The organism is Vibrio sp. S11_S32, from assembly GCF_014694465.1.
GTDB lineage: Bacteria > Pseudomonadota > Gammaproteobacteria > Enterobacterales > Vibrionaceae > Vibrio > Vibrio algicola.
In genome coordinates this window covers 1-22,003 of the sequence record NZ_JAAUWS010000038.1, presented here as the reverse complement: position 1 = coordinate 22,003, position 22,003 = coordinate 1, and the positions used below count along the sequence as shown (strand labels likewise).

Annotated in this window: 24 protein-coding genes and 1 pseudogene; 14 read left to right on the top strand and 11 right to left on the bottom strand. The window is 41.3% G+C overall.

All coding sequences use genetic code 11. From position 1 onward, the window contains the following. Nucleotides 1-982: 982 nt before the first annotated feature. From HC723_RS13490 to yjjG, 6 genes are all read left to right on the top strand, one after another. A complete protein-coding gene (locus tag HC723_RS13490; protein WP_190339451.1) occupies nt 983-4,153 on the top strand; it encodes a chitinase C-terminal domain-containing protein in 3,171 nt (1,056 codons plus the stop codon). A 320-nt stretch (nt 4,154-4,473) separates the two neighbouring features. Then, entirely contained in the window at nt 4,474-5,661 is a 1,188-nt protein-coding gene (gene proV, locus HC723_RS13485) for a glycine betaine/L-proline ABC transporter ATP-binding protein ProV (protein WP_153448385.1), read from the top strand. Nucleotides 5,662-5,666: 5 nt separating this feature from the next. Continuing rightward, nucleotides 5,667-6,767: a glycine betaine/L-proline ABC transporter permease ProW gene (gene proW, locus HC723_RS13480; protein ID WP_190339450.1), complete on the top strand. Its 1,101-nt coding sequence runs from the start codon at nt 5,667-5,669 to the stop codon at nt 6,765-6,767. A 58-nt stretch (nt 6,768-6,825) separates the two neighbouring features. Beyond that, nucleotides 6,826-7,833, top strand: a complete 1,008-nt coding sequence (gene proX, locus HC723_RS13475; RefSeq protein WP_190339449.1) for a glycine betaine/L-proline ABC transporter substrate-binding protein ProX — start codon at nt 6,826-6,828, stop codon at nt 7,831-7,833. Nucleotides 7,834-7,986: 153 nt separating this feature from the next. Next, nucleotides 7,987-8,478: a MarR family winged helix-turn-helix transcriptional regulator gene (locus tag HC723_RS13470; protein ID WP_153448382.1), complete on the top strand. Its 492-nt coding sequence runs from the start codon at nt 7,987-7,989 to the stop codon at nt 8,476-8,478. Nucleotides 8,479-8,564: 86 nt separating this feature from the next. Continuing rightward, entirely contained in the window at nt 8,565-9,239 is a 675-nt protein-coding gene (gene yjjG / locus HC723_RS13465) for a pyrimidine 5'-nucleotidase (RefSeq protein WP_190339448.1), read from the top strand. A 3-nt stretch (nt 9,240-9,242) separates the two neighbouring features. On the opposite strand, the gene HC723_RS13460 is transcribed toward yjjG, so the two are convergent. Next, nucleotides 9,243-10,151, bottom strand: coding sequence for a LysR family transcriptional regulator (locus tag HC723_RS13460; protein ID WP_153448380.1), 909 nt, complete (start codon nt 10,149-10,151; stop codon nt 9,243-9,245). A gap of 53 nt (nt 10,152-10,204) precedes the next feature. On the opposite strand from HC723_RS13460, the gene HC723_RS13455 reads away from it, so the two are divergent. Further along, nucleotides 10,205-11,458 carry a multidrug effflux MFS transporter gene (locus tag HC723_RS13455; RefSeq protein ID WP_225874357.1) on the top strand — a complete coding sequence of 418 codons (1,254 nt, stop codon included), beginning with the start codon at nt 10,205-10,207 and terminating at the stop codon, nt 11,456-11,458. Nucleotides 11,459-11,541: 83 nt separating this feature from the next. On the opposite strand, the gene HC723_RS13450 is transcribed toward HC723_RS13455, so the two are convergent. Further along, nucleotides 11,542-11,772 carry a hypothetical protein gene (locus HC723_RS13450; RefSeq protein WP_190339447.1) on the bottom strand — a complete coding sequence of 77 codons (231 nt, stop codon included), beginning with the start codon at nt 11,770-11,772 and terminating at the stop codon, nt 11,542-11,544. Between the two features lie 157 nt (nt 11,773-11,929). Here HC723_RS13450 and HC723_RS13445 point away from each other — a divergent pair, with 157 nt between their 5' ends. The 4 genes and pseudogenes from HC723_RS13445 to HC723_RS17490 all read left to right on the top strand — a co-directional run. Beyond that, nucleotides 11,930-12,151, top strand: coding sequence for a hypothetical protein (locus tag HC723_RS13445; protein ID WP_153448377.1), 222 nt, complete (start codon nt 11,930-11,932; stop codon nt 12,149-12,151). Between the two features lie 40 nt (nt 12,152-12,191). Then, a complete protein-coding gene (locus HC723_RS13440) occupies nt 12,192-12,704 on the top strand; it encodes a DUF6622 family protein (protein WP_153448376.1) in 513 nt (170 codons plus the stop codon). Between the two features lie 207 nt (nt 12,705-12,911). After that, nucleotides 12,912-13,367, top strand: coding sequence for a transposase (locus tag HC723_RS17495; RefSeq protein ID WP_238925496.1), 456 nt, complete (start codon nt 12,912-12,914; stop codon nt 13,365-13,367). A gap of 18 nt (nt 13,368-13,385) precedes the next feature. After that, nucleotides 13,386-13,859 (top strand): annotated as a pseudogene (locus HC723_RS17490) (transposase); the annotation flags it as partial. A 17-nt stretch (nt 13,860-13,876) separates the two neighbouring features. Here HC723_RS17490 and HC723_RS13430 read toward each other — a convergent pair. The 3 genes from HC723_RS13430 to HC723_RS13420 form a co-directional block, all read right to left on the bottom strand. Continuing rightward, complete coding sequence (locus tag HC723_RS13430; protein ID WP_190339446.1) at nt 13,877-14,080, bottom strand: hypothetical protein; 204 nt, start codon at nt 14,078-14,080, stop codon at nt 13,877-13,879. 446 nt (nt 14,081-14,526) lie between these two features. Next, nucleotides 14,527-14,874, bottom strand: a complete 348-nt coding sequence (locus tag HC723_RS13425) for a hypothetical protein (RefSeq protein ID WP_153448373.1) — start codon at nt 14,872-14,874, stop codon at nt 14,527-14,529. A gap of 73 nt (nt 14,875-14,947) precedes the next feature. Continuing rightward, nucleotides 14,948-15,232, bottom strand: a complete 285-nt coding sequence (locus tag HC723_RS13420) for a hypothetical protein (RefSeq protein WP_153448372.1) — start codon at nt 15,230-15,232, stop codon at nt 14,948-14,950. Nucleotides 15,233-15,360: 128 nt separating this feature from the next. On the opposite strand from HC723_RS13420, the gene HC723_RS13415 reads away from it, so the two are divergent. Further along, entirely contained in the window at nt 15,361-16,062 is a 702-nt protein-coding gene (locus HC723_RS13415) for a tRNA (adenine(22)-N(1))-methyltransferase (RefSeq protein WP_190339445.1), read from the top strand. A gap of 15 nt (nt 16,063-16,077) precedes the next feature. Here HC723_RS13415 and HC723_RS13410 read toward each other — a convergent pair whose 3' ends face one another. The 5 genes from HC723_RS13410 to HC723_RS13390 all read right to left on the bottom strand — a co-directional run bounded on the left by HC723_RS13410 (nt 16,078) and on the right by HC723_RS13390 (nt 18,643). Beyond that, complete coding sequence (locus tag HC723_RS13410) at nt 16,078-16,239, bottom strand: hypothetical protein (RefSeq protein WP_190339444.1); 162 nt, start codon at nt 16,237-16,239, stop codon at nt 16,078-16,080. An 89-nt stretch (nt 16,240-16,328) separates the two neighbouring features. Then, a complete protein-coding gene (locus HC723_RS13405) occupies nt 16,329-17,018 on the bottom strand; it encodes a pseudouridine synthase (RefSeq protein ID WP_153448371.1) in 690 nt (229 codons plus the stop codon). 48 nt (nt 17,019-17,066) lie between these two features. Next, on the bottom strand, nt 17,067-17,348 hold the full coding sequence (locus tag HC723_RS13400) for a hypothetical protein (protein WP_153448370.1): 282 nt from the start codon (nt 17,346-17,348) through the stop codon (nt 17,067-17,069). A 65-nt stretch (nt 17,349-17,413) separates the two neighbouring features. Beyond that, complete coding sequence (locus HC723_RS13395) at nt 17,414-17,749, bottom strand: YkvA family protein (RefSeq protein WP_342365739.1); 336 nt, start codon at nt 17,747-17,749, stop codon at nt 17,414-17,416. A 222-nt stretch (nt 17,750-17,971) separates the two neighbouring features. Beyond that, nucleotides 17,972-18,643 (bottom strand): hypothetical protein, encoded by a 672-nt coding sequence (locus tag HC723_RS13390; RefSeq protein ID WP_190339443.1) that lies wholly within the window; start codon nt 18,641-18,643, stop codon nt 17,972-17,974. 292 nt (nt 18,644-18,935) lie between these two features. On the opposite strand from HC723_RS13390, the gene HC723_RS13385 reads away from it, so the two are divergent. Beyond that, nucleotides 18,936-20,453, top strand: a complete 1,518-nt coding sequence (locus HC723_RS13385; RefSeq protein ID WP_190339442.1) for an EAL domain-containing protein — start codon at nt 18,936-18,938, stop codon at nt 20,451-20,453. Between the two features lie 136 nt (nt 20,454-20,589). Beyond that, complete coding sequence (locus HC723_RS13380; protein ID WP_190339452.1) at nt 20,590-21,549, top strand: GlxA family transcriptional regulator; 960 nt, start codon at nt 20,590-20,592, stop codon at nt 21,547-21,549. Nucleotides 21,550-21,884: 335 nt separating this feature from the next. Here the strand turns inward: HC723_RS13380 and HC723_RS13375 are convergent. Further along, on the bottom strand, nt 21,885-22,003 hold a 119-nt coding region (locus HC723_RS13375), incomplete at its 5' end, for an IS3 family transposase (RefSeq protein ID WP_190338159.1).

Genomic DNA, 22,003 nt, shown 5'->3' with positions numbered 1-22,003 from the left:
TATTTAGGTTCTTTTTTTCTGCTCATGTGAAGATAATGAAGCATAAAAAGGATCGTTCAATAGGCAATTGTAGATCAAGTGATGATCGTCACATTCGCCTGTCAATAGGGTGCTGGTGAACGCTTACGAATAAACAGCAATCACAGAGATGTATTTATACCTGTTGTCATCCATTTCAATCAGGTTGCGTTAACTTCAATACCGCATTTTTCAATGACGCCTCACGCTACCTGTCTTATTTGGGTATCGATTGTGGCATAAAATCATCGGTAATTAAGTTCAGCCGACGGAGGGTATAGATTTGTGACATAAGTTCAAGTTTCTCAGCTTTATCATCCCGCGGTTACTCGTCAGCAACTTAGCGTGCTTAGGTCGAATATTCACGACTGTTTATCTCTGTGCCCCACAATCAAGATGTTGATCTACATCACATTAATTTTCCAATTAAACTCATTAATGAACGACAAAAATCATGACTCTATACATTTCTCACTCACAACAAAAAAGATCATTACAAATTGTAACTTGCCACATATCACGAAGTTATCGACAGTTGGTTACACGTTGATGACAGAAACAGCAAAAATGCTTACCTTTTGAGCAAACAGTTCAACACAAAGCCAACCGCTCAATAAACCAGCAATACATGATTCAATCATTCAAGCCAAATTGTATTGCAGTGGCGCTATTTCTTTACTCCAGCCAAGGCAATTACCGCCTAAATAAATAGATCAACCCCCACCTTTTGTTAGCAAAATGTCAAGATAAGTAAAAGATCGGTTGCACATGCAAACTCCTGTCAGTTGTTGCACGTTACATAAATATTTTACGAGTCAGAACTGAGTTCTACTAAATTTTCAGTGTGTATTGTATCAATTATTCTAAATTTGTTTGGTGAGGGAAATTAAGTTTAATCTTAAATATACATTGATTACTTTTTATAATTTTACTTTTTTTTACAACTAGTTAAGGATAATAAATCATGGAAAGAAGTCGTAATAAATTTGGCAAGAGTGCCTTTAAGCTCAGCGCATTAACCGCGAGTTGTTTAATGGCATTCAGCAGTTACGCTGCGGTCGATTGTGGGTCATTACAAGAATGGGATTCTGGTGCGGTTTACAATGGCGGTGCAAAAGTGCAACAAGATGGTAGTGCGTATAGCGCTAAATATTGGACTCAAGGCAATAGCCCGAAAGATGCTGGCGAATGGGGCGCTTGGGCATTTACCGATACTTGTTCTGGTGATGTGGTGGTCAATATTGCCCCTACGGCTGAGCTCACGTCGCCAGTAGCAAGTGCCGATGTCACTGAAGGCGATACTGTCGCATTAACGGCAACTGCGAGTGATAGTGATGGCAGCGTCGCGCGTGTTGAGTTCTTAGTTGATGGCGCAGTCGTCGCGCAAACAACCAAGGCGCCATATAGTGCCAGTTGGACCGCGGTTTCTGGTTCGCATACTTTTAGTTCGATTGCTTATGATAACGAAGGCGAGAAAAGTACTCAGAGTAGTGTCACGGTTGATGTTAAAGCCTCCCCAACTGATGACAATCAAGCTCCAAGCGTATCTGTTGCCCTTTCAGCAAACAGTGTTGATATTGGCGCAGTCGTCACATTAACCGCCGATGCAGCAGACAGCGATGGCACAGTTGATAAAGTTGATTTCTATGTTGCTGGATCTTTAGTGGGTAGCGTTGCTTCTGCTCCTTACACTCTTGATTACACCACCACTAAAGCAGGAACATTGGCGATATTTGCCAAAGCGACCGATAACGAAGGCGTGACCACAAACTCTTCAACTGCCTCTTTAAAAGTATTAAGCGATGTACCAACCACTTCAACCTGTCATCCAGACGGTTTGTATCAAACTGAAGGTGTTGATGTTCCTTATTGTGATGCTTATGACGCAGATGGTCGTGAGATCATGGGTGCAGATCACCCTCGCCGTGTTATTGGTTACTTTACTAGTTGGCGTTCTGGCGATGATCCGCAAGCTGCTTATTTGGTTAAAGATATCCCTTGGGAGCAACTGTCTCACATTAACTATGCGTTCGTAAGCATTGGCTCTGACGGTAATGTCAACATTGGTGATGTAAACGATCCTAACAATGCCGCGGTCAATAAAACTTGGCCAGGTGTGGATGTTGATCCTGAGTTAGGCTTTAAAGGTCACTTCGGCGCATTAGCCACCTACAAAAAACGTTACGATGTCAAAACCCTGATCTCAATTGGTGGTTGGGCTGAAACCGGCGGTCACTTTGCTGACGATGGTTCTCGCATCGATGATGGCGGTTTCTACACCATGACCACCAATGCAGATGGTTCTATTAACCACGCTGCAATCGAAAAATTTGCCCAATCTGCGGTCGAACTTATCCGTAAATATAAATTCGATGGTATCGATATCGATTACGAATACCCAACCTCAATGGCAGGTGCGGGTAACCCTCTTGATAAAGATATTATGGAACCTCGCCGTGAGCATCTTTGGGCTTCTTACCAAGAACTGATGAAAGTGCTACGTGAGAAGATAGATAAAGCCTCTGCTGCCGACAATCAATACTACATGTTAACGATTGCCGCACCATCTTCAGGCTACTTACTGCGTGGCATGGAAACCTTCGATGTTACTAAGTACCTTGATTACGTTAACATTATGTCTTACGACTTGCATGGCGCATGGAATGAGCACGTCGGTCATAATGCGGCATTGTACGATACGGGTAAAGATTCTGAGCTTGCACAGTGGAATGTTTATGGCACCGCTGCTTATGGTGGTATGGGTTACTTGAATACCGATTGGGCTTACCACTTCTTCCGCGGCTCTATGCCAGCCGGTCGAATTAACATTGGTGTGCCATATTACACTCGTGGTTGGCAAGGCGTGACCGGCGGAGACCATGGTTTATGGGGCCGCGCAGCACTTCCAGATCAAACTCAGTGTGATGCAGGTACTGGTGAAGGCGAGAAAAACAACTGTGGTCACGGCGCAACTGGCATCGATAACATGTGGCATGATACCGATCCAAAAGGCAACGAAATGGGCGCCGGCTCTAACCCTATGTGGCATGCTAAAAACTTGGAGAAAGGTATTTGGGGCTCTTACGCCGATGCGTATGGTTTGCACCCTGACACCAATCCTGATGATGCATTAACTGGCTCTTACACTCGTTACTATGACAGTGTTGCCGTTGCACCTTGGTTATGGAATGAAGAGAAAAAAGTCTTCTTATCTACTGAGGATAAGCAATCCATTATTACTAAAGCCGATTACGTTATCGACCAAGGTATTGGTGGAGTGATGTTCTGGGAATTAGCCGGCGATTACAGCTGTTATGTACTTGATGCCAACGGAAAACGCACCACAGTCGATGAAACTGAACAAGCGTGTAATTCTGGTAACGGTGAATACCACATGGGTAACACTCTGACTAAGACTATCTACGAAGAGTTTAAATCCGCAGCGCCTTACGGTAATAAAGTTGCAACATCAGCCATGCCTGAAGAAGTGGTCGATATTGCAGTCAGTGTTGGCGGCTTTAAAGTAGGCGACCAAAACTACCCAATCAATCCAAAAATCACCTTTACCAACAACACAGGTCAAGATATTCCTGGAGGAACCGAATTCCAATTCGATATTCCAACTTCAGCGCCAGATAACGCCAAAGATCAATCCGGTGGTGGCTTAGCCGTGATTAGCTCAGGTCATACTCGCGCCGATAATATTGGTGGTTTAGACGGCGTGATGCATCGTGTTGCCTTTACTCTACCCGCCTGGAAAGCCTTACCTGCTGGCGAAGCATATGAATTGGATATGGTGTACTACCTACCAATTTCAGGCCCAGCTAACTACACCGTCAACATTAACGGTGTGGATTATGGCTTTAAGTTTGAACATCCAAACTACCCTGTAGCCGACATTACCGATGCCGACAATGGTGGTGGTGACGACAATGGCGGCGGCGATAATGGCACTTGTGATAATGCCGGTTTAGTGACTTACCCAGACTTCCCTCAAAAGGACTGGGCAGGAAATCCAAGCCACGCAAATCAAGGCGATAAAGTTATCAATGATGGTGTGGTTTACCAAGCGAATTGGTGGACATCTTCAGAGCCGGGTAACAATGCAGATTGGACAAAAGTTTGTAATTTATAATCTGTCTCTATTTAGTCGGTTATTAATGAACAATAAATAACCACTAATGCTAAATTAAACGCACATCATTGATTGATGTGCGTTTTTTATTTCATCTACAAAATGATCATAAAATCCTGCCTATATTGAACATATAATATTGATACTTAAGTCAATTGTTAAAAGTGACATTCACCCGGCAAATGAATTGTATTCGATAGTTAACCACCTAATTTATCCTGTATTTTTGCAATTACCCCTAAAATTCGTTAGGGTACTAAACAATTCACAAAGCCATGACGTTCCGGTTTTGTGAAAATTAGTCAAGGATGCAATAAAAAATGACAACCAAATTAGAAGTGAAAAATCTCTACAAGGTATTCGGAGAATCCCCTGATGAGGCATTTAAATTATTAGAACAAGGTCTGGATAAAGACCAAATTTTTGACCAAACCGGTTTAACGGTTGGGGTTAAAGATGTTTCCCTTTCAATTAATGAAGGTGAAATTTTCGTTATTATGGGGCTATCTGGCTCGGGAAAATCCACCTTAGTTCGATTATTAAACCGCCTTATAGAACCCACTCGAGGCCATGTTTATTTAAATGGCAAAGATATAGCGGTTATTTCAGAGCAAGAATTGCGTACGGTTCGCCGTAACAATATCAGTATGGTTTTCCAAAACTTCGCCCTAATGCCACACATGAGCGTCATTGAAAACGCTGCCTTTGGCCTTGAATTATCAGGCGTTGAGTTGGATAAACGTAATGAAGCTGCGCAAAAAGCCTTAGCTCGAGTCGGGCTTGAAAATCAAAGTGAGTCTTACCCAGATGAATTATCTGGCGGGATGAAGCAACGTGTGGGCCTTGCTCGTGCATTAGCCACCGACCCAGATATTCTATTAATGGATGAAGCTTTCTCCGCTCTCGATCCACTGATTAGAACTGAAATGCAGGATGAATTAATTCGCCTTCAAAATGACGATCGTCGCACCATTGTTTTTATCTCGCACGATTTAGATGAAGCCATGCGCATTGGTGATCGAATTGCAATTATGCAAGATGGCGTGGTGGTTCAAGTCGGTACGCCGGATGAAATATTGCAAAATCCAGCCAACGATTATGTCGAATCATTCTTTAGTGGTGTAAATGTAGCATCGGTCTATTGCGCCAAAGATATTGCGCGTAAAAAACCAGCAGCCGTATTTAAAAAAGGCGAAACCGATGGACCAGCAGCTGCGCTACAAATTTTATCGGATCATGACCGTGATTACGGCATTGTGACCGACAAAGCCAATGTCTATGCTGGCATAGTTTCCATAGATTCTCTCACGCTCGCCAAAAAAGAAGGCCGCACATTAAGCTCTGCATTGCTTAGCGATACCTTGTCTTTGGATGCCGACACCCCTGTCAGCGAGCTTATCAGCCAAGTAGCCGATGTACCTTATGCCGTCCCAGTGGTGGATGAAAAAGGTCAATATCATGGGGTTATTACTAAAACCCGTCTGCTGCAAACATTAGATAGAGAGTAATTATTATGACAACCGAAGCAATCGCAACGGAAACCGTGAGCCAAGCGGCGGCGGCAGATCCATGGGCAACCAGTAGCACGACAGCAGCAAGCGCCGATCCTTGGTCGACCGCCAGTTCTGCCGATAGCGCCAGTTCTTGGTTAAATAGCGCCCCAACCGAACATGTCCAACAAGGTATTGATTGGTCACACCCGTTTAAAGATGCGGTGATCCCATTTGATCACTGGGTTGAAACCTCACTAAATTGGATGGTGATGCACGGACGCCCTGTATTCCAAGCCATACGTGTGCCCATTGATTTTATTTTAACCTCATTTCAAACCGCTTTAGTGTCGACACCATCGATCCTAATGATTGCCATTTTAACGCTTATCGCATGGCAACTCGCGGGCAGAAAAATGGGTATATCGACCCTAATTTCTTTAGCCGTGATTGGTTTAATTGGCGCATGGTCAGAGGCAATGGTCACGTTAGCATTAGTGCTCACCTCGGTCTTTTTCTGTCTGTTGATAGGATTACCACTCGGAATTTGGCTGGCGCGAAACGAAACCGCCGGCAAAATTATTCGTCCTATCCTCGATGCAATGCAAACCACACCGGCTTTCGTGTACTTAGTGCCGATCGTAATGTTGTTTGGTATCGGTAACGTTCCCGGCGTGGTGGTGACGATTATCTTCGCCCTACCGCCGATTGTCCGTTTGACGATTTTAGGTATTCAACAAGTACCAGAAGAGCTTATCGAAGCCGGTCATTCTTTTGGCGCAAGTCCAAAGCAGATGCTGTATCGCATTCAATTACCACTGGCGACTCCAACCATTATGGCAGGTGTGAACCAAACCTTAATGCTGTCGCTTTCAATGGTGGTGATTGCCTCAATGATTGCAGTAGGCGGTTTAGGTCAAATGGTATTACGTGGTATTGGTCGTTTAGATATGGGTCTTGCTGCTGTCGGTGGTTTAGGCATCGTGATACTGGCCATCTTACTGGATCGCTTAACCCAAACTATAGGGGTTGCGGCACGTGATAAAAAGACTCGTTGGTATGAAACAGGCCCTGCATCTTTAATATACAAATTGATTAAGAAAAACAACACGGCTAACTCGTAACACAGAAATACCACCAATACAGGCACAAAATAAAGCCACCAATAAACAAGGACATATAATGAAAAACACACGGATGAAAACCTTACTTGCTAGCACAATTTTAGCTTCAACTGTTGCCTTTACAGCCCAAGCGGCCGATCTGCCGGGTAAAGGCGTGACCGTTCAGCCTATTCAATCCACTGTTGCTGAAGAAACCTTCCAAACCCTAATCGTCAATAAAGCAATGGAAGCGCTCGGCTACACTGTTGAACCAACCAAAGAAGTGGATTACAACGTTGGTTACACCTCAATTGCTAACGGCGATGCTACATATTTGGCGGTTAACTGGGATCCACTACACAGCGACAAATATGTTCAAGCCGGTGGTGACGACAAATATTACCGTCAAGGTCAATACATTACAGGCGCTGCGCAAGGTTACTTAATTGATAAGAAAACGGCTGATAAATACAACATCACCAATATTGCTCAATTAAAAGACCCAAAACTGGCCAAATTGTTTGATACCAACGACAACGGCAAAGCTGACTTAACCGGTTGTAATCCAGGTTGGGGTTGTGAGTCTGTGGTTAATCACCAAATGAAAGATTTTGGTTTAGAAGCCACTATCGATAACAACCAAGGGAACTACGCCGCCATTATTGCCGATACCATTGCGCGTTATCAAAATGGTGAGTCGATCTTGTATTACACATGGACACCATATTGGGTAAGTGGTGTGCTCGTCCCAGGAAAAGATGTCGTTTGGTTAGAAGTGCCTCACTCATCACTACCAGGTGATCGTGGTGATATCGATACCACATTGCCAAATGGTAAAAACTACGGTTTCCAAATGAACAGCATGCGCATTGTTGCCAATAAAGCCTTTGCGGAACAAAACCCTGCAGCGGCAAAACTGTTTGCCATCATGAAACTGAACATTAACGATGTCAGTGCCGAAAACCTGATGATGCAAAACGGTCAAAACAAACCGGCTGATATCGAAGCCCATGCTAACGGTTGGATCAAAGCGCACCAGAAGCAATTTAATGCTTGGATTGAACAAGCAAAAGCGGCGGCCAAATAGTATAAGCATATTGACTGCCAGTAATTGCTGGCAGTTTTTCAACGCTCTCAAATTTAATACCCTCTTCAAGTTTTTTACCAAAGCTTGTACATTTTCCTTTGCGAATAACCATAGATAAGGTACTTTCCTCCTCCTAAAATAGAAGGACATCCGATGAACAAACATGAAGAAGTTTTGGTGGCTATCCGCCAGATCATTCGCGCCGTCGATTTACATTCCAGAAAACTCAATAAAGAGCTCGGATTAACCGGTCCTCAGTTGCTTTTAATGCGCTCAATTCGTGATTGTGGTGAGGTAACGATTCGCCAGTTATCTAATAACACCAATATGAGTCAAGCCACCGCCACCACCATTATCGATCGCATCGAAAAACGTGGCTTGGTCGAGCGTAAACGTAGCCAGCTAGACAAACGTAAGGTACACGCTTATCTGACCGAAGAAGGCGCGATTTTACTCGAAAAAGCCCCACTGCCACTGCAAGATCACTTTATTGATCGCTTCCAAAATCTAGAAGAATGGGAACAGTCCTTATTGGTATCATCGGTACAACGTATCTCTTCCATGATGAATGCTGAACATTTAAATGTGGCGCCGCTATTGGAAGTCGGCAATATCGATCATCATCAAGAAACACCAAGCCGTTAAACTCCCTTTTATACCGATCAAAGTAATTAGATGATCAGATAGTTACTACGATTGATATTATACATTTAATCAAAATCGAGATAACCATGAAGTACGATTGGATTTTATTTGACGCCGACGAAACGCTTTTTCACTTTGACTCATTCAAAGGCATTCAATTAATGTTTGCCCGTAAAGGTGTCAATTTTACCGCGCAAGATTTCGAAACCTATCAACAGGTCAATAAACCATTGTGGATCGATTATCAAAATGGCGATATTACCGCCGCACAATTAAAGCACACTCGATTTAACGCTTGGGCACAAAAACTGGGCACCACCACTGCCGATCTTAATTCTTCCTTCTTACAAGCAATGGCAGACATCTGCACCTTATTGCCCGGCGCACAAGAATTAATGGCATCGTTAGTGGGTAAAGCGCAAGTTGGGATAATCACCAATGGCTTTACCGAACTGCAAACCATTCGCTTACAACGCACCGGCATGGACCAATACATAAAGCATGTGATTATTTCAGAAGAAGTGGGTGTGGCTAAACCCGATCAGGGCATTTTTGCGCACGCATTTAAACGCATTGGCAACCCTGAGAAATCACGCGTATTAATAGTAGGCGATAATTTACATTCCGATATTTTAGGCGGTCTTAACTTTGGTATTGAAACCTGCTGGCTCAACCATCACGGCGCAGAGCCGGTCGAGAGTATCAAACCGCATTACAGCGTGACGTCACTCTCTGAGTTGCAAACCATACTGCATGCGTAAGCATTATAATTTAACCACCCCTTTTTCACTTTCTAAACGCTGTTTAAAGTAATCGACAAATAACTGAGTTCGGGTGTGCGCATAATCCAATTTAGGGTAATACGCATACACCCGCGTATGTTCTGAAGTCACATCGGACAAAATACGCATCAACTCACCACGCTGAATTTCTTCTTGTAACATCACTTGATTGGATAAAATGATCCCCATGCCACGTTTGGCGCTGTGAAATAAAGCCTCGGGGTTGGTGGTGGAAAAATTACCGCTTAATGTCACTTTGCGAGTACGCTTCGCAGGAGAGGTTAACCTGACCTCTCGAGTCACTTTTTCGCCCCACACCAGCATATTGTGATGTTCTAAATCATCAATAGTCTGTGGTTCTCCATGCTCTTTCAGATAGCTTGGCGCGGCATAAAAGCCCGATTGATAATCCACTAAAGGCGCCGCACGAAAACTCAACGTATCTAATTTTTCAATTTCTCGACCAATAAAAATATCAAAACTGAGTTCAGGTAATTGCCCAGGCATGGTGGTAATAAGCTGCACTTTAATGTGTGGATACTGGCGCAAAAAATCATCAACATAACGCATAAAGAATTTAGAGCCTAACGCCAAAGTGGTGCCCACTCTTAATAATCCGGTGGGAGTTTGGTTGACCGAGCGAGTTTCGTCCACCAGCGATTGCCATTGCTCTAACTGAGTTTTACCGCGTTGATAAAACATCGCGCCGGCTTCGGTTTGGCTCAACGAACGGGTAGTACGCTTTAATAGTTGCACCCCAATGCGTTGTTCTAAAAAATGGATCCGCTTACTCACCGCCGAACTGGTGGTATTTAATCGCCTTGCCGCCTGATTAAAGCTGCCCTCTTCTACTACTTTGATATACGTTCTTACCGATTCTATCCAATCCATTCGCACCCCACTCTTTCCTTTAAGGACTTAATCTCTTTCCTATTGAAGCTATTATCAATTGCTATTCTTCAAAGTACACTAAATCCATGAAAACAGAAACCACCACCAGTGCGGTTAACGCCTTTAAAAAAACACCCCTCTTACTTGCGATGATGATCATTGCCACAGGTCAGGTGGGGGTGAGCATTTACTTGCCTTCTTTACCGCTGATCAGCCAAGATCTTGCGGTATCCCAAGCGCAGGTTCAATCTATTGTGACGATGTTCTTACTCGCTTTTGGATTATCGCAACTGTTCTATGGGCCATTATCGGATGCGATTGGCCGTCGTCCGGTATTTTTGATCGGACAAGGGGTGTATTTAATTGGCACATTAATTTGTGTGTTGTTCGCCAACAGTTTTGATGCGCTATTAATGGGACGGTTATTACAAGGCTTAGGCGCTGGGAGTGCCTCTGTGTTGGGGCGTAGCGTCTTGCGTGACAGTTACGATGGCTTCAACCTCACCAAAGCGCTGTCTTATTTGTCGATCACCGCATCTATTTTACCGATTATTTCGCCAGTATTTGGCGGCTGGGTAGCCTTTCACTTTGGTTGGCAAAGTGTATTTATGGCGGTTTTGATTTACTTACTCGCGATTGTTGCTCTGGGGTGGATGGTATTGCCGGAAACCTTGCCTTACGCGAAAAGTCGATTTAATGTCAGAAAAGTATTACTCGCTTATCGTGAACTGATCACCAATAAACAAGTTCTTACCAGTGCCAGTTACAATTGGATCAGCTACTTAGGCGCGGTGGTGTCGTTGTCGGTATTGCCTTTTTTATTGCAAAATGAATTAGGCATGACCGCCTCACAATATGGACAAGCAATGATCATCCCATCGGCGGGGTTATTAATTGGCAGTGTTACTGTTAATCGCTTAAATCATTATTTTCAACCTAGCCAGATTTTATGTTTAGCATTTACCGTGATGGCAATCGCCGGTTTATGGCTATTACTCACTCCGCTTTCGGTTGGACATTTAATTACCGCATTTACTATTTTAACCATTGCTCAAGGCATGACTTTTCCGTTATCAATGTCGATGCTATTAGAACCTCACCCTAATCGCGTTGGCGCAGTCTCCGCTTTATCTGGCTCGATTCAAATGTGTGTCGCCGGTTTCGGTGGTGGATTTTTAGTCCGCAACTATGTCAGCAGCCAAAATGATCTCGGCATTTTTTATTTAGCCATCACCGTGAGTATGGTGCTGGTTTTGTTGGGGAGTCGTGTGAAGCAAGATAATCATGATTTAGAAAAAAGCTTGTAATAATGATCCATCCACATCCGAAATTTATCAAAAAGCCTCTCGTGCTGAGAGGCTAATATTTTACAACTTTGCGTTTTTAAGCATTATAATGGATAAGTTTTAATATACTCATCATCCATCTTTTTAATATCACCCGATGACCACAATGTAGTAATGTCATCAGTAATGGCAATTGCATAGATATATGGCACTATCTGAATCTCATTACCAACACGTGTTGCTAAAAATTGTGCCGTTTTTTCATGACGGGTATTTGCATTATCACTATTTACATCAATTTTTATATAAATATGAGCAGCCTTATTTTTAGACAAGGCAGCATTCCCGTTTGAGTCAATATCAATACCTAGATTCTCAGAATAACCGACCACCAAGGAGTAGGGATGTTAAGCCAAACTGGAAAGTTGGCGCTTGAAAATAGTCTTTATTTTGGACTATTATTTAATTATAATCTACATTAGGGACTCTGGCATGACACTTAATGAGTTTGCTAAAAAGAAAAACATCAAAATTGGCGATGTTGTCGCAATGAGTGGCTTTGGACGTAGTACCTTATTTAATTGGTGGAGTGACCCCAAAACACGCACTAGAGCAATAGTTGTGGTTTTAGGTTGTATTGAAGCAAAAAAATATACACTTGTTTTAAATAATGCCGAAATCAGGGAGCTTATTACCTCGTTAGATACGATGTGATATTGGATTGTCGAGCATTTTGCTCGTAAGGAGACTAGGGATGTTGATTGAAATAATTAAGAATACACCTGTTTGGGTATGGATTCTTTTGGCTTATTTAGTACGTCGTGGAATTACTTCATTAAAACCAAGAGAAGTGTCTGTTAGGAGGTTATTGATCATACCCATGATTTTTTTCATATGGGGTGTTTATGAAATCATCACAACCCTAACGTTGACTAGCTTGACCTTAACACTCGTTATCGGATCTTTTACGTTAGGCGTATTAGGCCTCCTATTCGTTAATAGGAGGTTTATTAATCAAGCAAAATATAATCCTGATACGATGATGGTTATATTGCCGGGGCAACCTATTTCTTTGTTACTGATACTCTTTGCTTTCATTTCGCATTATGTTTTTTCTGTTTTTGTTGCAGTAGATCCCCAAATTGTTAAATCTGCGTCTTTTGTCGTTATTTTTTGTGTGTTATCTGGGTTCAGTATCGGCGCTTTTTGGGGCAACACTTTAAGAAATCTTCATGTTGCAATAACAGCGAGAAAGTCCATAGTTTGAGAGTCTGTAGCCAATAAGGATTAGCTATCCGCTACAGCTTCTCTCACCTACCTGAAGGTAGGAAGGTGCTACCTACTCCAATTGGTTAAAGTACCCCTTTAATACTTCGGGGCTTTGTTGCAGTGCTCAAATAACCTTCGTTTTTTCCTATTCTCATGAATATCATTTATCATCGTTAACCGTTCACTTAGGTTAGCTTATTAATAAATGCCTTACAAACATAACAACTCTAAACGTCATCATTTTAAGAAGCATACTTATCGGCTGACCAATCATTCAGACTACAATCAGGCCCTCAAAAACCGAGGACGAATTGATGTCTGGTTGTCCGATGAGATCCTCAAAACTTGGCAGCATGAAGAGCGAACCTACGATGGTACGGGCTCGACGGAAAAATATCCTGACAGTACGATTGAAGCCTGTCATTATCTGAGAATGGTGTTTAAATTACCCCTGCGCCAAGCGCAGGGGTTCATCGAAAATTTACTAGATATGTTGGGCATGAAGCACCTTCAATGTCCAGATTATACCTTACAGTCAAAACGACTCAGTCAGCTTGATTTTACAATACCACGATTTAAAAAGAACGATAAACCCGATACCAACATTGTCGCTATCGCCATTGATTCTACAGGGCTGAAAAGGTTTGGTAAGGACGAGTAGCACCAGGAAAAACATAAGGTTAATGCCAAGCGTAGCTGGAGAAAAGCACATTTTTTGCTTGATAGTAACCACCTGATCCAAAGCGCCGTATTGACTGACAAAAATACAATGGATGATCAGGTTTTCGAGTCGTTATGTCAGTCTATCGTTACGGATGTTGAGCTGATAAGTGCCGACAAAATGTATGATACCAATGCAGTGTACCAGACATTAGAAGCCCATTTTCCAAATGCTGATATTGTTATACCGCCGAAGGGCAATACGTTAGCGGATGACGACCATCATCCTCTTGGTATTATTGATTGGCAGAGGGTACGGCAATATGGAAAAAGGAATATTTCAGAAACGGCCATGCAACGTTATAAGAAGATCATCGGCAACCAATTACACAGTAGAAAGTTAACCAATCAACGGCAGGAAATGCTCATCGGTTGTTCCATTTTAAATCGTTTCACTCACCTCGGAATGCCCAATAGCTACCGAGTCGCCTAACTGTATCAAAAGACCACCTAGGTTGAGTATTGCAACAAAGCCACATCCTCTTGATATTGACCACCTGCATCACCTAATACAGCAACAGCATCTCTTGCAATATTGATTTCTGATGATGCCTTTTTTAGATCATGAATAGCATCTTCGGTATCTTCTGCATTACACGCCGATAAAACTAGTCCCATTAGCGCAATTAAAGTGACTTTATATAGTTTATTCATATTATGTTCCTATCTTCTCGTAACTCAAAATATTGAGTTTTAAAATCTATATATACAACAGATTTCCTGCATACCAATACTATTGTAAATAGCTTATTTTTTGGACTCGAACAATATCAAGCCACCCAAGAACTCACTGGTCAAAAATCAACCACTGGACGCAATATACATGTTCTTCACACAATTAAAAACGCCATTCATAATGGTACGGTGGAAATTTATCATTTTCAAACTAAAATATGCTTTCAAACACACACACCCGAAGTTAAACCATTGAAAAAGATAGTTTTATATATTAAAAATGATAAACCTTCGCTTTTATCATTTAAAAATGAAAACCAAGAAACCATGATATTGAACGGTGTTTTTATTTGTACTATGAAGATAACGTATTGAAGATTAAAAGGTAGGATTGTTATGGATAATGGATTAAGTGTGGGTGCCGATCACTGGCTGGTGATCGGGCATAAATCGGTACTACCAACGGTGAGAACGGTGCCATCGGTGTATTTACAGTAGCGGTTAAAGCCATTGATTTTTTGACTGGATAAGCTACCAAAACCACCGTTGTTGTTTTTGATATTAATGGTAGGAGATCCATTATTTTGCGAGGTCGATTGATTGGTTATTGGGCATAACTCGCTGCTTTTTACTGTCTCTACTCCGCCATCACTATAATGACAATAACGACTGAAGCCATCGACCTTTTGAGATTGTAAACTGCCCCATGAATAAGCATTGAATGAAAACATCGATACGGCAGTCAATATTAAAGATAACGATTTATATTTCACATTCACTCCGTACTCTATTTTTCAGAAGACTTTATTGCAATAATTTAAAGTTAACGTTCAGCGGTTTATCAATTTAAGCACGCAGCGCCACACCTTCCACTTCTATGACAGAATTTGCATTCGCTCGTTCGATGATTTTAACTAATGCCGATTGGATCACTTCACTTTCTCGTGCATCGGTTGGGCTGGCAAAGCGCTCTTCTTGAACTTGTGCCCCCTCTTCTAAGGTGAATTGTACCGCGACTTCGGTGGCACACTCTGGTGTGTCGCCAAAATAGGCAATGGCGATTTGTGGGTAGCCTTTAAACCCTTTTTTAACCTGCTTGGCAATGCGTTTTTTTGCTTTATCAACATTCATGGCAAATCCTTATGATTGTTAAACTAAATTACCCGTATAATACCTATATCTCTATTAAAAATACCATGCGCTGCAAAATATATCGCCGTAATTCATTGGAAAGTTTGACACATACTTAGGAAACCGACTTGAAGCTTAATAAACGTTTAAAACAGATTGAACACATGGTCACCAATGATTACACCCATATATGGGATTGCTGTTGTGATCACGGTTTTTTAGGGGCGGCGTTATTATCAAGACAAGCGGCCGAGCATGTTCATTTTGTCGATATTGTGCCTGAATTAATGGCCGAGTTAGACGACAAGCTACAACGATTTTATGCTAATTCACTTTCAACTTGGCAAACTCATTGTTTGGATGTCGCAAAACTGCCTTTAGCGCAATATCAAGGTAAGCATTTAGTGATCATAGCCGGTGTGGGAGGCGATTTAATGAAGGGTTTTATTTCATCGATTTGTCAAAAACACCCACAATTAGAACTCGATTTTTTATTGTGCCCGGTTCATCATCAATTTGCTTTACGCCAACACCTCATCTCGCTTGATTTCAGTTTACAACGCGAAATATTAGTCGAAGAAAACAAACGCTTTTATGAGGTGTTGTTGGTTTCATCAAACAAGAACCAAGGCAATAGCAATAGCAATAGCAATAAGATTAGCGCGGTAGGAGAAGATATTTGGCATGCGACAACCCTACAACAAACTGAAGTGGTGAGTGCTTATTTAAACAAAACATTAACTCATTATCAGCGTATTCAACAAGGCCAAAATCACGAGGTTGAGCATATCCTTAAGGCTTACCAAGCCGTGCAGTCAAGTTTCAATTAAACAGATGCAGTATTGTTATTTTTCAGTGTGACTTTGCGTTTCTCGTGGCGCTTTTTTAGGAATGAAGAAATCACAAGCGGCGCGGGTTGCGATGGTAGGTTGTTCCCACGCGCCACATAAGTCTTTTTGATTATCGGGGGTGCGGGTAAATTGTCGGCATTGTCCACATTTGCTCATTGTCTTTCTCTCCATGACGTGTTGATTTCCAGAATACAAAACTTTAGCAGCAAAACCAATACCAAGTAAGAGCCAGTTTCTAACCCAAATTAGTGACTTAACTGTTGAACTTCTGACTCACTTAAATATCGCCATTGTTCCACATCAACATCTAAATGCACTCCGCCGATAGCTTCACGATGCAGTGATACCACTCGATTTCCCACCGCAGCAAACATTCGCTTCACCTGATGAAATTTACCTTGGGTGATACTAAGTAATACCTCATTAGGCGTAATAATGCTCAATTGCGCTGGGTGAGTTAATTGCGCCTCCCCTTGCAATTGAATACCTTGTTTAAACCTTTCAACACTAGTCTCTGCAATCGGACGCGATAACCCAACTCGGTACACTTTGGCACATAAATTGGTTGGGGTGGTGATGTTATAAGACCAACGTCCGTCATCGGTGATCAGCACCATGCCGGTGGTGTCGGCATCCAAACGGCCTGCGATATGCAATTCTGAAACGTTATCAACATCAAGATAATGAAATAAAGAGGGATACACTTCATCGACATTCGAACAAATGGTATTGGCAGGTTTATGTAATAGAATATAGCGAAAAGGACGCGCTTGCAGTGCCTCGCCATTTAAAGTGACGGTGTTATTTTGGTGCACCTGTGTGGCTTCATCTTGAATAATGACACTGTTTACGCTGACAGAACCGCTATGGATCTGTTCTATCGCTTGGGTGCGAGAGAGATTGGTACTTTTACAAATAAACTTATCTAAACGCATCGCGGTATCAATCTCTCATGAGGTTTAATGATTGGCGGAACCAACTTCCTATTTAGATAACTCGGCGGCTTTATCTTCCCATATACAACGAGCCAGTTTATGCCCAATAGCAAAACACACCACCAACACGCTCACAACAAATACAGCAGAAACAAAATAAGCGACCGAGGGTGAGACATGAAAGCTTAAAACAATAACAAACACCAAACTTTGAAACGCTTCATTTGGCCATTGTTCTAGTGGGAATTTTGCATCTGACACCAAAAAATAAATCAGACCGAGTAAACCTAAAAAAGAGGCGATAGAGCCAGAGATGCTTGCTTTATTCATGTGATAGACCTAAAAAATAATGTTAAAAATCAGATATTATGAGAGATATTGTTAATATAGTTTTCTCATTGATGGTCATTCGGATTGGGTTCTGTTTTAGACTCACACTCACCAAACCATTGTTTCAGTTTATTTTCAGCTTTATCGCTATGTTCTTGCTTAATATACGCGACCACTGCAGCGGTTGCCGCAACTAAAACCCCGAGATCATCAGAATACCCGACAAAAGGCGTGATATCTGGAATGGCATCAATGGGTGAAATAAAATAACCTAATGCGCCATAAATTGCACTTTTGGCCCAAATAGGAGTGCTTGGATCTTGCGCAGAATAATACAATTTTAACGCGGTGCCTAATACGTTTTCGCCAGCGGCCTTAGCAAGGTTTTGGTCTTGTCCCAAAACTTTTCATCGCTAAATTCTTGCTCAAATTGATTGTCTGACATTTTATGCCTCCTAAAGACTACCGCTTAATACTTAAAACTGAAATTCAAGATATAATAAAACGATCATTGCCACGATGAAAGATGAAAAGAAAAAATCCCCACAATGGCTATCAAGCTCGCCATTTGCAGGGATTTTATGTTTCGCTAAACCGTACTGTAATTACATTTTTCGCTTAGTTTACTTTTTAGTTAGCGAGAATTCATCAATACGAACTTCTGTTTGCTTACCAATGTCACCATCTTTATCAATTTTATCTGCATCTATAATGTGCATTAAAGCGTAGATTTCGACGGAAGTATTGCTGCCAAAGTAAAAATCAAGGGTCGTTTGACGGAAACCTGTTTTCACTTCACCACGAGGGCTGTTGTTTAAATCTTTGGCGTGAACTTCTTTGCTTTCAATGGTTGAACCTGCAAGCGATTCACCACTCACTTTTTTCACACCTAACTCTAATTCACTTGGCGAGTAAGCACCTTTTTTATCGTAGTAATACATCGATAAAGTGTAATCAGTGTTAGGTTGAATATTGGTGATCACTTGGCTTAAACCAGGTGTGGCAGAGAAATCATCTCCGGCTGCCATAAAGCGAATTCGAGCCGAACCTTCAGCATCAAACGCGGTATCTTTTGAACTGCCTACATCGCCTTTACCATTGTTTTTATCTGCATGTTTCACCCACGCATCACTTTTACCGCTGGTGGCTCTAAATTTGGTTAATTGGCCATCCGTTACTGTTGCCGCTCCCATCGAAGTCGTGGCAGCCGTAGATTGCATATTTGAAGAGTCATCCGTTGATGCACAACCTGCCAATAAGCTTGCAACCGCTAGACCTAAAAAGAGTTTTTTCATCGTCCGTAACCTCTATTTATTTATTGAATATTTGAGATTAAGGATAAAGTGATATTGTATTATTTAATGTGACGATTTAGACATTTTGTATACACTACACAAATAGTTACATCTAATTCCATATTGAAAGTGAGGTATTGATCACGTTAACCACCCTAGCAAACACTATTAAAAAGGATTAACTTTCAATATGTTAACCTGGTCTCAAATCTGTTATTTTCTTCAACTCTTTAATCATTTACTATATGTTTCGTCATTATCATTGCGCCTCACCATTATTAAATGAGACTCCATGCCTAATAATTTTTCCAATTTTAAAAAAATGCTTACCAAGAAAGCATTTATCATTCTTTTCATCCCATTGCCTTTCGTCATGCTTGCTTGCTTTCATTTAAGCAATATCAAACTTAACCACCAACTCAATACCTTAGCTCAATCGTATGTGCCTCAACTTGAAGAAGTGGTGGATGAATTAAGAGATGAAAATAAACAAGCCCTTTACGGTGCGCAAAACTGCCAACAGATTCAGAAAGACCTTTTATTTAAAGCTTTTTTACGTGAGATGTTGATATCTGAAAATGGCAAAATTGTCTGCTCATCCAAGCGAGGCTATAAAGAATACGAGTCTTTTGCTTCACTATTTCCTAATAAGAACCTACAAACAGGTGAATATTTATTCGATTTCCCTTATGAGAACAGCCGCGTTCGCAGTCTGATTGTGGTTGATGCTGATAAGAATAATCCGCGTCGCGCCGCGATCTCCGTGGTTGATCAGCGTTATATTGATGTTCGCCTTGGACTCAAATCGGATGACCGTATCCAAAATTCACAGCTCACCGTCAACAAAGTGACCTACCCGAAAGGCAATCATGTCGAAGATTTACCTTATGCGGTTTCTGCTTCTTCCAACTATTTGGCGATCAAGGTGACCATTGCGCCTAGTGACACATTCAAACACGACATTTTTGCCATTTACTACATCAGCATTATTCCGGTTTCATTATTGATTTCTTTAATTATCTTTCTGATCCAACATTGGTTTAATAATCGAGGTTCATTAATTGAAGATCTTAAAAGAGGGATGAAAAATAATGAGCTTTATTTGCATTATCAACCCCTTATTGCATCAGACAATAAGCAGTTATCAGGAGTAGAGGCGCTGATTCGGTGGAAAAAACCTGCATACGGCAATATTCCGCCTGATATTTTTATTCCATTAGCAGAGCAGCATAATTTCATCAATATCATCACAGATTTTGTGTTTGATAAAGCCTTATTAGAGTGGAAAGATTCGAACCTCAGCCAACCTATGCATATTGGTATTAATGTTCCACCATCGTATTTACTTACCTCCGACTGCATGAGTAAGCTAAGCCGTTGGGTAAAACAATACCAAGCTCACAATCTCACACTCGGCATCGAAATCACCGAACGACAACTACTCAATCAACAAGGTCGAGCGATTTTAAATGATATTCGCGCATTAGGAATTGAAGTATTTATCGATGACTTTGGTACCGGTTATACCTCATTGTCTATACTGCAAGATATTAAGTTTGATTATTTAAAAATTGATCGTTGCTTTATCAATACCATTGGGGTGGAATCGGTTAATGCGCCGGTACTGAACAGTATTATCAATCTTGCCCACCAGCTGAACGTTAAAATCGTAGCTGAAGGGGTTGAGACTCAAGAACAAATGGAGTATTTAACATCGCAAAATGTGTCCTTATTACAAGGCTACTTTTTATACAAACCCATGCCTTTTAGTCAAATTAGTAATCTATTGATTAAAGGTTCTCTTGATTAAGAGCACCTTAAAACTAAGTCTCGATAGATTACAAGCGCATTGGATTAATAAAGCTCACTCACAACGATAAAAAACAACATAATTAACGCAAGGAAGCCGTTTATATGTCCCAAGCAATGATCCGAAGTTGCGCATAATGATTTTACCAAGCGTAAATATCGGCGTGTTTACCCCTCAAGGTTGCTCCCCCTTGAGCGAAGGCTTATTGCGCGAACCTTTTATCTTGGCAAATCAATTATTAGAGCAAGATAAATATCAACTCACGCTGTTAGATCATTCTGTTTTAACGACTCTACAAGAGTTTGATTTATTGATCGTGTTAGCAGAACAAGCCCCCCAGCAACCCATCTCTTTTTCGGTTAAACATACACTGCAATATTATTATCAACATAACACCCCAATACTCAGTGTCCATGCGGGGTTGTATTGGATATTTGATAGCGGCATTGAAGCAAATGGTAAATTCACCAACAAGCAGCCAGACCATGATCAGCCGCCTATCAGCGCCCAAACCTTGGTGGCCCATTGGTCATTACTCGATGATCTAAAAGAAAAATATCCAAACGCGGCATTAACGGATCAATTATTTCAATTCGGCCCACACCTTAGCAGTTGCGCTGGGCAAACCGCGCTACTCGATTGCGTATTACACTATTTACAACCGTTCGAAGAAGATGAGTTGATCCAACAATTAACCGAATTACTGTGTATGAAAGGCTTGCGAAATGGCGAAGAAAAGCAGCGCACGCCTCTTATGACCTCCACTATTGATGCAAAACTCAGTGCAGCAATAGCGTTAATGGAAAGTCATATCGAAACACCATTAACCACCGATGATATTGCCAACCAAGTGTATATTTCTCGTCGTCAGTTAGAGCGATTATTTAAACGCCATCTCGATAGCATGCCGGCGCGTCATTACATGCAAGTTCGTCTAAAACACGCTAAGCATTTACTGCAAACCACTTCAACCTCTATTGTTCAAATTGGATTAAAATGTGGCTTTTCTAGCGGTCCGCATTTCTCTTCTGCCTATAAAACCTATTACCAATTAACTCCAAGAGAAGAACGTTCGAAGCTCAATATTTCATCATAAACATTTAAAGAAACATATTGTTTTAAGTTAATATTAACCACCCATTCATCATAGAATAAATACTGGATGATGCATTCACAATTATTATTTAATTTATTTTAATATCATTTTAAAAACAAGATAAAGTTCACAAAAAATAAAATAGAGCACACCCTGTTAATATAAACTTAACTTCTGTTGATTTTTATCAAATAAAATCCATCTCACTTTAAATATTATTGTCTTGACGGTTAATTTACAGGTAAGTAATTGGCTCCCAATCGCTTTCGTGTCATTAATTTTCAGGTATTTTAGTATGGTTGACCAAACCAAAAGACAACTTTTTAGTATTCTGGTCAAGCCCAATAGGACACCTGACTTTGTAATTTTTCATAGTCGATTGGCGTTAAATCACCAAGCGTAGTATGCAACCTTTCATGGTTGTAATACCGGATATATTCTTCAACATCTTCTT